This is a genomic window from Pseudomonas sp. GW821-FHT07F05, from assembly GCF_059418765.1.
In genome coordinates, this window is sequence record NZ_JBWKQL010000003.1 from 15,506 (window position 1) to 27,925 (window position 12,420).

10 protein-coding genes are annotated in these 12,420 nt (G+C 62.1%); 8 read left to right on the plus strand and 2 right to left on the minus strand.

The genetic code is table 11. The features are described 5' to 3' along the window. The first annotated feature begins 95 nt into the window (after positions 1–95). The 3 genes from AC07RO_RS07875 (at position 96) to mmsB (ending at position 3,965) form a co-directional block, all read left to right on the plus strand. A complete protein-coding gene (locus tag AC07RO_RS07875) occupies positions 96–1,424 on the plus strand; it encodes an MFS transporter (protein ID WP_423571624.1) in 1,329 nt (442 codons plus the stop codon). 57 nt (positions 1,425–1,481) lie between these two features. Further along, the gene (locus AC07RO_RS07880) at positions 1,482–3,008 is read left to right on the plus strand and encodes a CoA-acylating methylmalonate-semialdehyde dehydrogenase (RefSeq protein WP_495085771.1); all 1,527 of its coding nucleotides are present in this window, start codon (positions 1,482–1,484) and stop codon (positions 3,006–3,008) included. A 66-nt stretch (positions 3,009–3,074) separates the two neighbouring features. Further along, positions 3,075–3,965, plus strand: coding sequence for a 3-hydroxyisobutyrate dehydrogenase (gene mmsB, locus AC07RO_RS07885; protein WP_192170653.1), 891 nt, complete (start codon positions 3,075–3,077; stop codon positions 3,963–3,965). Positions 3,966–4,163: 198 nt separating this feature from the next. On the opposite strand, the gene argH is transcribed toward mmsB, so the two are convergent. Next, positions 4,164–5,591: an argininosuccinate lyase gene (gene argH / locus AC07RO_RS07890; protein ID WP_346625652.1), complete on the minus strand. Its 1,428-nt coding sequence runs from the start codon at positions 5,589–5,591 to the stop codon at positions 4,164–4,166. 258 nt (positions 5,592–5,849) lie between these two features. On the opposite strand from argH, the gene AC07RO_RS07895 reads away from it, so the two are divergent. From AC07RO_RS07895 to AC07RO_RS07905, 3 genes are all read left to right on the plus strand, one after another. Continuing rightward, positions 5,850–6,614 carry a sulfite exporter TauE/SafE family protein gene (locus tag AC07RO_RS07895; protein ID WP_495085772.1) on the plus strand — a complete coding sequence of 255 codons (765 nt, stop codon included), beginning with the start codon at positions 5,850–5,852 and terminating at the stop codon, positions 6,612–6,614. A 213-nt stretch (positions 6,615–6,827) separates the two neighbouring features. Then, positions 6,828–7,412 carry an NADPH:quinone oxidoreductase MdaB gene (gene mdaB, locus AC07RO_RS07900; protein WP_495085773.1) on the plus strand — a complete coding sequence of 195 codons (585 nt, stop codon included), beginning with the start codon at positions 6,828–6,830 and terminating at the stop codon, positions 7,410–7,412. 171 nt (positions 7,413–7,583) lie between these two features. Then, positions 7,584–8,480 (plus strand): LysR substrate-binding domain-containing protein, encoded by an 897-nt coding sequence (locus tag AC07RO_RS07905; protein ID WP_495085774.1) that lies wholly within the window; start codon positions 7,584–7,586, stop codon positions 8,478–8,480. 4 nt (positions 8,481–8,484) lie between these two features. Here the strand turns inward: AC07RO_RS07905 and AC07RO_RS07910 are convergent, their stop codons facing one another. Further along, complete coding sequence (locus tag AC07RO_RS07910; protein ID WP_495085775.1) at positions 8,485–9,363, minus strand: LysR family transcriptional regulator; 879 nt, start codon at positions 9,361–9,363, stop codon at positions 8,485–8,487. Between the two features lie 112 nt (positions 9,364–9,475). Between AC07RO_RS07910 and AC07RO_RS07915 the strand changes: the two genes are divergently transcribed. Together AC07RO_RS07915 and ggt are read left to right on the plus strand one after the other, a co-directional pair. Further along, entirely contained in the window at positions 9,476–10,444 is a 969-nt protein-coding gene (locus tag AC07RO_RS07915; RefSeq protein ID WP_495085776.1) for a DMT family transporter, read from the plus strand. A gap of 122 nt (positions 10,445–10,566) precedes the next feature. Further along, positions 10,567–12,234, plus strand: a complete 1,668-nt coding sequence (ggt, locus tag AC07RO_RS07920; protein WP_495085777.1) for a gamma-glutamyltransferase — start codon at positions 10,567–10,569, stop codon at positions 12,232–12,234. Positions 12,235–12,420 lie beyond the last annotated feature (186 nt).

A 12,420-nucleotide genomic window follows, 5' to 3' on the forward strand; every position in this document is an offset into this window, starting at 1 on the left:
TGCAGCAGCTGAAACCAACGAGGTAACGCCCCGACAAACCGCCCCATCCCACATGCCATAACACCCTGCACAACAATAAATAAGCGGAGGAGTTTATGAAGAACGCTATTACGGCGGACGCTGGCGCACTCGATGCCGGCCCCGTAAAAAACGCTCGATCCTACCGGCTTGCCGGCGCGGCGAGCATGGCTGGCACGACCATCGAGTGGTATGACTTTTTCCTCTACGGCACGGCTGCCGCACTGATCTTCAACAAGATCTTCTTCCCTGCACTGGACCCGATCATCGGTGTGCTGGCGGCGTTCGCCACCTACGCCGTGGGCTTTCTCGGCCGGCCACTGGGCGGCATCGTGTTCGGCCATTTCGGCGATAAGATCGGGCGCAAGTCCATGCTCCTGTTCACCCTGATGCTGATGGGCATTCCGACCATCATCATCGGCCTGATTCCCACCTACGAACAGATCGGCTACTGGGCTGCGGTCCTGCTGGTGGCGATGCGGTTTCTCCAGGGCATGGCGGTCGGCGGCGAATGGGGCGGGGCGGTGCTGATGGCCGTCGAACATGCGCCCGAGGGCCGCAAAGGTTTCTACGGCAGCCTGCCGCAAACCGGCGTTGGTGCCGGGCTGGTACTAGCCTCGCTGGCGATGGGCATGGTTGCCAAATTGCCGGAGGCCGACATGCTCAGTTGGGGCTGGCGGATTCCGTTTCTGGCCAGCGTTGTGCTGCTGGGCGTGGGCTGGCTGATTCGCTTGAAAGTCCCGGAGTCGCCCGATTTCGAGAAGCTGAAAAAAGACAACATCGCCGTCAAGGTGCCGCTGTTCAAAGTGTTCCGCGAGCACCCTAGAGAAACCCTGACCATCATCGGCGCGCGCACCGCTGAGAACGCCTGGTTTTACATGTCGGTGACCTTCGCCCTGGCGTACGCCGCCAACCAGTTACTCATCCCCCGTGCCGACGTGCTGAGCGCGATCACCGCTGGCGCTGCGCTTTCTCTTGTGACGATGCCGCTGTGTGGGCACCTGTCCGACAAGGTCGGTCAGAAACGTCTGTATTTCGCCGGGCTTTTGCTGCTCTGCGCCTTCGTCTATCCGTTCTTCGCCATGCTCGGCACCCGCGAACCGCAGATGGTGTGGTGGGCGATGGTGCTGGCGGTGGGCGTGGTGTTCCCGATCCTGTACGCGCCGGAATCCCTGTTATTTGCTCGCCAGTTCCCGGCGGAAATTCGCTATAGCGGCATCTCTGTCTCGGTGCAGTTGGCGGGCGTGTTGGGCGGCGGATTTGCGCCAATGATCGCCACGCAATTACTGGCCATGGGCGGCGGCAGTCCGCACTACGTGATCGTCTACCTGATCGGCATGGCGCTTGTGGCATTGGTCTGCACCGCGCTGATGAAGCGCGATCCGCCTCGCCATCGCGCAGCCTGAATCGACTTTTTTTCAGCGCGCCCACGCCGGCGCGCTGCCTTGAATGGAGCAATGGCAATGAACGTGTCACTGAACAAAAACAACACCACCGTGGCCCGCGTGAAGCTGCTGATCGGCGGCGAATGGGTTGAGTCGCAAACCACCGAGTGGCTCGACGTGGTCAACCCCGCCACCCAGGAAGTGCTGGCCCACGTGCCGTTCGCCACGGCCGCTGAGGTCGATGCCGCCGTCGCCGCTGCGCAGAAGGCATTCACCACCTGGCGGCACACGCCGATTGGCGCCCGTATGCGCATCATGCTCAAGCTGCAGGCGTTAATCCGGGAACACTCCAAACGCATCGCCGCGGTGCTCAGCGCCGAACAGGGCAAGACGATTGCGGACGCCGAGGGCGATATCTTCCGCGGCCTGGAAGTGGTTGAGCACGCGTGCTCCATCGGCACGCTGCAGATGGGCGAATTCGCTGAAAACGTCGCCGGCGGCGTGGACACCTACACCCTGCGTCAGCCCATCGGCGTCTGCGCAGGCATCACGCCGTTCAACTTCCCGGCGATGATTCCGCTGTGGATGTTCCCGATGGCCATCGCCTGCGGCAATACCTTCGTGCTGAAACCGTCCGAGCAGGACCCGATGTCGACGATGCTGTTGGTGGAGCTGGCGGTTGAGGCAGGCGTTCCGGCGGGCGTGCTCAATGTCGTGCACGGCGGCAAAGAGGTGGTCGACGGGATCTGCACCCACAAGGACATCAAGGCGGTTTCCTTCGTCGGCTCGACGGCAGTGGGCACTCACGTTTACAACCTGGCCGGCAAACACGGCAAGCGTGTGCAGTCGATGATGGGCGCGAAGAACCATGCCGTTGTGCTGCCCGATGCCAATCGCGAGCAGACCCTCAACGCACTGGTCGGCGCCGGTTTCGGTGCGGCGGGTCAGCGCTGCATGGCGACGTCGGCGGTTGTCATGGTCGGCGCGGCGAAGCAGTGGATTCCCGATCTGAAGGCGCTGGCGCAGAAGCTCAAGGTGAACGCGGGAAGCGAGGCGGGCACCGATGTCGGGCCGGTGATTTCCAGACGCGCGAAACAGCGGATTCTTGATCTGATCGAGAGCGGCGTTCAGGAAGGGGCCACCCTTGAGCTGGACGGGCGGGGCATCACGGTGGCGGGTTTTGAGGAGGGCAACTTCGTCGGGCCGACGCTGTTCACGGGCGTGACCACCGAGATGCAGATCTACACTCAGGAAATCTTCGGGCCGGTGCTCGTGGTGCTGGACGTCGACACGCTGGATCAGGCCATTGCGCTGGTCAACGCCAACCCGTTCGGCAACGGCGTCGGGCTGTTCACCCAGAGCGGTGCGGCGGCGCGCAAATTCCAGAGTGAAATCGATGTGGGTCAGGTCGGCATCAATATCCCGATTCCCGTGCCGGTGCCGTTCTTCAGCTTCACCGGTTCGCGCGGTTCGAAGCTGGGAGATCTGGGGCCGTACGGCAAGCAGGTGGTGCAGTTCTACACTCAGACCAAGACCGTCACCAGCCGCTGGTTCGATGACGACAGCGTGAATGACGGGGTGAATACGACGATCAATTTGCGTTGAGTGCGACGCGCTTTAAGCAGGCGCGCGTGTCGCCGGTGGCACTGGAACTGAACAAGGAGAACGACCATGAAAATCGCATTCATCGGCCTGGGCAATATGGGGGCGCCGATGGCGCGGAACCTGATCCGTGCCGGGCATCAGCTGCATTTGTTCGACCTGAATCAACAGGTGCTGGCCGAGCTGGCCGAATTGGGCAGCCGCATCAGTGAGTCGCCCAAACATGCTGCTCAGGGTGCTGACCTCGTCATTACCATGCTCCCGGCGGCAGCCCACGTTCGCGCGGTTTATCTGAATGAAGACGGCGTATTGGCTGGCATCAGCGCAGGGGTGCCGGCGGTTGACTGCAGCACCATCGACCCACAAACCATCCGCGATGTGGCGGCCGCAGCGGCGAAACAGGGTGTGGTGGTCGGCGATGCGCCGGTGTCGGGCGGCACGGGCGGCGCGCAGGCCGGGACGTTGACGTTCATGGTCGGCGCGAGTCTTGAGCACTTCACGGTGCTCAAGCCGATCCTCGCGCAGATGGGCCGCAACATCGTCCACTGCGGCGATGTCGGCACCGGGCAGATCGCCAAGATCTGCAACAACATGCTCTTGGGCATTTCCATGATCGGTGTGGCAGAAGCCATGGCGCTGGGTAATAGCCTGGGCATCGACACCGGCGTGCTGGCGACCATCATCAACAGCTCGACCGGACGCTGCTGGAGCTCGGAAATGTACAACCCGTGGCCCGGCGTCGTGGAAACCGCCCCGGCGTCGCGCGGCTACACCGGAGGGTTTGGCGCAGAGCTGATGCTCAAGGACCTGGGCCTGGCAACCGAAGCCGCCAAAGCCGCACGCCAACCCGTGATCATGGGCGCGCTGGCGCAGCAGCTGTATCAGGCGATGAGTCTGCGCGGTGATGGCGGCAAGGATTTCTCGGCGGTGGTTCAGGGTTACATCAAGAAGGAAAACTGATGGTGCACGCCCCGGCCTCTTCCCGGCTAAAGCCGGTCCCACAATGTGCACGCGGTCAGTCAGTGGGACCGGCTTCAGCCGGGAAGAGGCCAGCACCAACACAGCAATGCCGCGGTGTGACATCCGACGCCTTCCCGGCTAAAGCCGGTCCTACAATGTGCACGCGGTCCCACTAAATGCACGCAGTCCCACCCAGAACTAACCCCGCGGGCCGCTGTAATCCTTGGCCCACTGCTCTTGCGCCACCAGGTGCTGTTTAAACCGCGCGATCTGTTCGGCCACTCGCACCGGCGACGTTCCGCCCCAGCCGCTGCGCGCCGCCAGTGCAGCTTCAAGCGTCAGGCTCTCCAACACCTCCGGCGTCAGGCGCGGATCGGTGTCGGCGAGCATCTTTGGCGTCAGCTCCGGCAGCCCGATGTCCTGCGCCTCACACAGCTGCACCAGTTGCCCGGTGATCTCGTGGGCTTCCTTGAACGGCACACCGCGAACGGCCAGCCAGTCGGCGATTTCCGTCGCCAGGGTGAACCCCAAAGGTGCCTGCCGCAGCAATTCGTCCTTGCGCACCTTCATGGTTCGAACCATGCCGGCGAAGGCGGGCAGCACCAGATTCAGCGTGTCCAAAGCGTCGAAGATGGCGTGCTTGTCTTCGCTCAAATCCCGGTTGTACGACAGCGGCTGCGCCTTGAGCACCGACAGAATCGCCGTCAGCGAACCGATCAAACGGCCGGATTTGCCCCGGGCCAGTTCGGCGATGTCCGGGTTCTTCTTCTGCGGCATGATCGAGCTGCCCGTGGCGTAGGCATCATCCAGCTCGACCCAGCGAAACTGCCGCGATGTCCAGATGCAGAACTCCTCGGCCATACGCGAAATATTGATCCCCAGCATGCTCGCGCAGAACAGAAACTCGGCCACGTGATCGCGGCTGGCGACGGCGTCGATGGAGTTCTCACACGGCCCGGCGTAGCCCATTTCCGCCGCCGAACGTTGCGGGTCGCGGGCGATGGCGGAACCGGCCATGGCGGCGGCGCCGAGGGGCGACAGATTGAAGCGCTCATCCCAATCCTGCAGGCGCTGGATGTCACGATGAATTGCCTGGGCGTGGGCCATCAAGTGATGACCGAACACGATTGGCTGCGCTTGCTGCAAGTGGGTGAAACCCGGCGCGATGGTCTCGATATGCGCTTCGGCCTGGCCGACCAACGCCTGCTGCAAATCCAGAATCGACAGGGTCAGCACGCGAATCCGGTCACGCAAAAACAGCCGCATGTCATTGGCTGTCTGATCGTTGCGCGAGCGCCCGGCGCGAAGCTTGCCGCCCAGTGCGCCAAGGCGTTCGGTAAGCAGGCGCTCGATGAAGGTGTGCACGTCCTCGTCGGCGGGAATGGGCTGAATCGTGCCGGCGGCAAAATCCTCGTCGATCGATTGCAGCGCGTCGATGATGCGGCGAGTTTCGTCGGCGTCCAGCAAACCGGCGCGCTCAAGCTCGTGGGCGTGGGCCTTGGAGCCTGCCACGTCATAAGGCGTCATGCGGAAATAGACGGCGGGCGAGCGTGACAGGTTGGCCATCGCTTCGGCTGGCGCTGATTTAAAGCGCGCGCCCCACAGACGCTCAGTTGCATCGGACATATGCATTCCCCCTCAAACACGTGATTGCTGGCGAGCCAGGCGTCGGCGACGTCAGGGGATCCTAGAAAAAACCGGCTGCCGGTGAAACGTTACAAATGGCAAGTCGGGTTGGCAGAAATGGAAAGCTGCCTGGTTCGGCCTGAGCAGAAGCGTAGTGCCGACTATTTTTCTGTTACCGCAGGTGCCCGAATGTGTTGAAGTGGCGCCGATTGCAACGCCCGATGTTTCCCCTCGTCGACCTTTTCGCAGGATGCGCCCATGACTGGTTTCCTATCGCTTTATCAACACCTTGGCTGGACCTTGTCAGTGCTGGTGCTGCTGACGTTTCTGCTGGCGGGAACGGTCAAGGGCGTGATCGGCATGGGGCTGCCGACGGTTGCGATGGGCCTGCTCGGTGCGATGATGCTGCCGACCCAGGCGGCCGCGCTGCTGCTGATTCCCTCGACGCTGACCAACTTCTGGCAGTTGGCAACCGGCGGGCATTTGCGAGGACTCTGTACGCGGTTGTGGCCGCTGCTGTTGATGATCGTCATCGGCACGCTACTCGGCTCATACGCACTGGGCCTCGGCAACGGGCACGGCATGGCGAGGGCGCTGGGCGGCGCGCTGTTTGTCTACGCGTTGTGCGGCCTGTTTCTACCGACGCTCAACGTGCCGCCCGCTGCCGAGCGCTGGCTCGGGCCGTTGTGCGGATTTATTACCGGCCTGGTCACCTCGGCCACCGGCGTCTTCGTGATTCCGGCGGTGCCCTACATCCAGGGCCTGGGGCTGGATCGTAATGAACTGGTGCAGGCGCTGGGGCTGTCGTTCACTGTCTCGACCCTGGCACTGGGTGTTGGTCTGTTCTGGAACGGCGCAGTGGGCAGCGCTGAAATGGGCGCCTCGTTGCTGGCGCTGATTCCCGCGTTGCTCGGGATGATGTTCGGTCAGTGGCTGCGTCAACGGATCAGCGCGCTGGTGTTCAAGCGGATGTTCTTTATCGGCATGGCCCTGCTGGGCGCGCATCTGATGATCGCGGGCTGATTACGCGGCGTTCGGCTCGGATTCACGCTGCCGTTCTATCAACATAAATTCATCAATAGCCGCCTGACTCGTGATTCAGGCGCAAATGTATTTTGCCCGTCTGTGGCTTATTCCCGTCTCGTCCGCCAGATATTCTGCCGTCCATTCCAATTGAAGACCCTCAATCCAGTACCGCTGAGCCGCGGGCTGCATTGACGACGGACGAGGCTTGATATGAAAAAAGTACTGTTTCTCAACGGCGGCAAACAATTTGCGCACTCCGATGGCCGCTACAACACCACGCTGCATGAAGCCGGCCTGGCGCGGCTGGATCGTGCCGGTTTTGAAGTACGACAGACCTTCATCGACGGCGGCTACGACGTGGCCGAAGAAGTGCAGAAGTTTCTCTGGGCTGACGTGATCATCTGGCAAATGCCCGGCTGGTGGATGGGCGCGCCATGGACGGTGAAAAAGTACATCGACGAGGTGTTTACCGAAGGTCATGGCAGCCTGTACGCCAACGACGGTCGCACCCGTTCCGATGCCTCCCAGCGTTATGGCAGCGGCGGCTTGCTGCACGGCAAGCAATACATGATTTCGGCCACCTGGAATGCGCCACAGCAAGCGTTCGACGACCCGGCCGACTTCTTCGAAGCCAAGGGCGTGGATGCCGTGTACTTCCCCTTCCACAAGGCCAACCAATTCTTGGGCATGACCGGCCTGCCGACCTTCCTGGCGGTGGACGTGTTGAAGATGCCGAATGTGGAAGCAGACGTGAAGCGGTACGAGGCGCATCTGGCCTCGGTGTTCGGGATCTGAGGGGGAGGAGCGAGCGACAAGCGGCAAGCGGCAAGCTCACGGCGTACGGCTTTTAGCGCCTGGCTTGCAGCTCAGGGCTTTTAGCGCCTGGCTTGCAGCTCAGGGCTTGTAGCTTGCCGCTCTTGCCAGCAAGCGCGCTAATATCCGGTCTCTTGTGAGCGGGAGACAACAGTGAAAGCCAGGTCGGATGAGTTGCAGGTGTTTGTGACGGTGATCGAAAGCGGCTCGATTTCCGCTGCGGCCGAGCAGGTCGGGCAGACGCCTTCGGCAATCAGCCGCACGCTGTCGCGACTCGAAGGCAAGCTGGGCACGACGTTGATCAATCGCACCACGCGGCGCATGGACCTGACCGAGGAGGGCAAGTATTTCCTTGAGCGGGCCAGGCAGATTCTGGATCAGATGGAAGAGCTGGAAGAGCGCATGTCGGTGCGCCAGCAGACGCCGTCTGGCCGTTTGCGGATCAACGCGGCGTCGCCTTTCATGCTGCATTCCATCGTCCCGTACGTCGCCGAGTTTCGCGCGCTGTACCCGGACATCCAGCTGGAGCTGAACAGCAACGATCTGATCATTGATCTGCTGGAACAGAGCACCGATGTGGCGATCCGCATTGGCGTGCTGGCTGATTCCACCCTGCACGCCCGGCCCCTCGGCAGCAGCCCGCTGAACATCCTAGCCAGCCCTGAATACCTCGAAAAGCACGGCACGCCGAAAACCGTTGCAGCGCTGAGCGAGCATTCCCTGCTCGGCTTCACCCAGACTGAAACCCTCAACCACTGGCCGTTGCGCCACGCCGACGGGGATCGGCTGTTCATTCAGCCGACGGTCTCAGCCTCCAGCGGCGAGACGTTGCGCCAGTTGGCGTTGGCGGGTGAGGGCATCGTGTGCCTGTCGCACTTCATGACCCACGAAGACATCCGCCAAGGGCGCCTCAACGTCATCCTGCCCCAGGCCAACAGCGGCTATCGACAGCCGATCCACGCCGTTTACTACCGCAACTCGCAGCTGGCGTTGCGGATTCAGTGCTTTCTGGATTTCATTCAGGAGAAACTGTCGGTGTACGCCGCCTGACGCGTCACGCCTCGCCCACCCCGCTGAATTCCGCCCGTAACATCTGCACAAACGCCTCCCGCGCCGGGTGATGCTCGGCGCTCTCGTGCCAGTAAAACAGGTTGTCGATGGAGGTCAGTTCAGGGAATTCATAACCGACCCAGCCCGAGCCTTTGCGGTACTGCTCGTAAACCCCTTTGGGCACCAGCGCCACCCCGGCCCCGGCGCTGACGCAACCGACGATGGTGCCGTAATTGGCGATGCTGACGATGGGCGGACTCTGGCCGTCGCTCTGCAACCAGCGCTCCAGCGCCGCGCGATAAGGGCAGCCTTCGGGCCACATGAAAATCGATTTGCCCTGCAGATCCGCCGCGCTGCGAATCGGCCCCAACGACTCGGCGGCAATCAGCACCAGATCCTCCCGGTACATCGACGTGCGCTTGAGCCGTGGGCGTTTGACATCGATGGCGACAATGGCGCCGTCGAGCTTCTGGTTGAGCGTCGCTTCCAGCAGTTGCGTGCCGGTGCCAGTGGTCAGCTCCAGCGACACCTGCGGATAACGCGCATGAAAGCGCGCCAGCAGTCGCGGCAGCCGCGCCGTTGCCGAAGATTCGATGGCACCGATGCGCAACGGCCCGGATGGCGCGGCGTCCGGGTGCACCGCGCGTTTGGCTTCGTCGGCCAGGCTCAGCATCTTGCCGGCGTAGGTGAGGAAGATTTCCCCCGCCGGGCTGATGCGCAAACCGCGACCCTGACGGTAGAACAGCTCGGTGCCCAGCTCTGCTTCAAGCGCCTTGATCCGTGCGGTGATGTTCGATGGCACGCAATGCAACACCTCCGCAGCGCGGGCAATGCTGCCGGTGTCGACGACGGTCTTGAACATGCGGATCTGGGCCAGTTCCATTCATCACCAAAAGTGAGGGGTTGAGTCATTATTGTTCGGTTGTGGTGAGCATAGGTTGTTTCGATACTCGCAGCCATGGGCAAGCGCCGGGCTTGTCGGCAGGAGTATCGAGATGAGCGTGGTGGCTGAACCCGTTTGCAAGTCGGAGACGACGGTTAGTGCTGCAGTGCCTTGGCAAGGGGTGAAAGTCGCCCTTGCCACTTTTTTCGTGGTTGCTTGCTGGGGCTTCTCGCCGACCGGCATTCGCATCGGTTTGCAGGCCTATGAGCCGGGGCATCTGGCGCTGCTGCGCTTTCTGATCGCGTCGGTGTTCATGCTGTTAATCGCCTCATCGCAACGCATCGCGTTACCGCGCCTGAAAGATCTGCCGTTGCTCGCGGTGCTGGGTTTCTTCGCCGTCAGCCTGCATCACATCGCCCTCAACTTCGGCCAGGCCGGCGTGACTGCCGGGGCGTCGAGCGTGCTGGTTCAGTCGACGCCTCTGTTCACCGCGCTGCTGGCGCATTTCGTGTTCAAGGAGCGGGTCAGCGCCTGGCGTTGGGGCTGTGTGGCGCTCGGGCTGGTGGGCGCCGCAATTGTCGTCACCGGTGATCGCGGCATCGGCCACATGGACGCCCGCGGGCTGCTGATCTTGGTGGCGGCGTTTTCCTGGAGCGTTTATTTCTCTCTGCAGAAGCGTCACAGCCACCGGTACGACGGCCTGACCATGGTCTGTTACACGGTCTGGGCCGGCACGGTGTTCCTGCTGGTTTACCTGCCGGGGCTGATCGGCGAAATCGTCAACGCGCCGCTTAGGGTCAATGTGGCCGTGGGTGTGTTGGGGCTGTTCCCCAGCGCGCTGGCGTATCTGGCCTGGGCGTACGTCTTGAAGCACATGGAGGTCAGCCGCGCCTCGATGAGTTTGTACCTGACGCCACCGATGGCCATCGCCATCGCGTCGGTGATGCTGGGCGAGTTGCCCTCACAGCGGGTGATCGTCGGGTCGATTGTGGTGCTGGCGAGCGTGTTGGCGCTCAATCTGCGTCGGGAGAGGGCGGTGGTGTTTCCCGTTCGGGATGAACCTGAAAGTGCCCCGGTTTAGGCGCTTGGCCGTTTGCGTTTGCGCCAAGTTTCATCATTAATGTGCAGCCGGACCGTTAGTCTCTTCAGCCTCCAGACAGCCCATCAGTTCCAAGCTGTCGCATTTGCCATCAAGGAAGCCCCATGCGTGCAGTGACCCTGAAAACCCTTGCCCTGTCGGTGATCTTCGCCGCGAGTTCGCCGGTGTATGCCGTGGTACTGGAAGGCGGCGCCGTTGCGGCCCCGGACCAATACGGTGCTCAGGTCGCTGCGCAGATTCTGAAAAAGGGCGGCAACGCCGTCGATGCCGCTGTCGCCACGGCCTTCACCCTGGCGGTCACTTACCCCGAAGCGGGCAACATCGGCGGCGGTGGCTTCATGACCCTGTTCATGAACGGCCGACCGTACTTTCTCGACTACCGCGAAGCCGCGCCGAAAGCCGCCACGCGCAACATGTACCTGGACGACAAGGGCGAGGTCATCCCGGGCATGAGTCTGGTGGGCGCACGTGCCTCGGGCGTGCCCGGCACGGTAATGGGGCTGTGGGAAGCCCATCAGAAATTCGGCAAGCTGCCGTGGGCCGAGCTGCTGACGCCGGCCATTGGTTATGCCAAAAACGGGTTCAAGGTCGCCGACAAGCAGTACATGTATGGTGCCGAAGCCATCAAACAGCTCAACGGCAAAACCAATTTTGCAGACTACTTTGGCGACATGAAGACCGGGGAGATCTTCCGTCAGCCGGAGCTGGCCAAGACCCTGGAACGCATCGCCAGCAAAGGCGCCAACGAGTTTTATCAGGGCCAGACGGCCGATCTGCTGGTGGCGCAGATGCAGCAGGACAACGGCCTGATCACCAAAGAGGACCTGCAGGATTACAAGGCGGTCTGGCGCAAGCCGCTGCACGTGAACTTCAACGGCAACACGCTTTATACCGCGCCGCTGCCCAGTTCCGGCGGCATCGCGCTGGCGCAATTGATCGGCATGAAGCAGCTGCTTGCCGATGACTTCAAAGACGTGCCGCTCAACTCGGCGCGCTATATCCACCTGCTCGCTGAAATTGAAAAACGTGTGTTCGCCGATCGCGCCAACTACCTGGGCGATCCGGACTTTTCCGTGGCGCCGGTGAATCAGCTGACCGATAACGCCTATCTGGCCAAGCGTGCCCATGAGGTCAACCCGACGGCGATTTCGCCCACGGAAAACGTAAAGGCCGGGCTTGAATCCCACCAGACCACGCACTTCTCCATCGTCGATGCCAAGGGCAACGCGGTCAGCAACACCTACACCCTGAACTGGGATTACGGCAGCGGCGTGGTGGTGAAGGGCGCAGGCTTTTTGCTGAACGACGAGATGGATGATTTCAGCTCCAAGCCCGGCGTGGCCAATGCGTTCGGTGTGGTGGGCGGGGATGCCAATGCCATTCAGCCCGGCAAGCGCATGTTGTCGTCGATGAGCCCGAGCCTGGTCACCCGCGATGGTGCGGTCACGCTGGTGCTGGGCACGCCGGGCGGCTCACGGATTTTCACCACGGTGTTTCAGGTGCTGAACAATATCTATGACTTCCACATGCCGCTGAAAGACGCGGTTGCCGCGCAGCGGGTTCATCACCAGTTGCTGCCGAAAGACACGATCTACACCGAGAAATTTGCACCGCTGGCGACCCCGGTTGCCGACGAGCTGACGGCCATGGGTTACACGTTGAAGGACCAGGGCTGGTCGATGGGCAATGTGCAGGCGATCAAGATCGACGGCACGAAGGTCGAAACCGCGTCCGATCGCCGTGGGCGGGGTGTGGGGATGGTGGTGAAGTAACGAGAGGCCCATGTGGGAGTGAGCTTGCTCACGAATGCGTCAGTTCAGGCTACTCCAATCGCCCGTCCTGCCGCTTTCGCGAGCAATGTGGAGCGCCACCCCGGTCGCTCCCACAGGTTTTGCATCACCCCGAGATCTGATACAGCCCCGCCCAGTCGATGATTGTTCCCACGCAGAGCGTGGGAA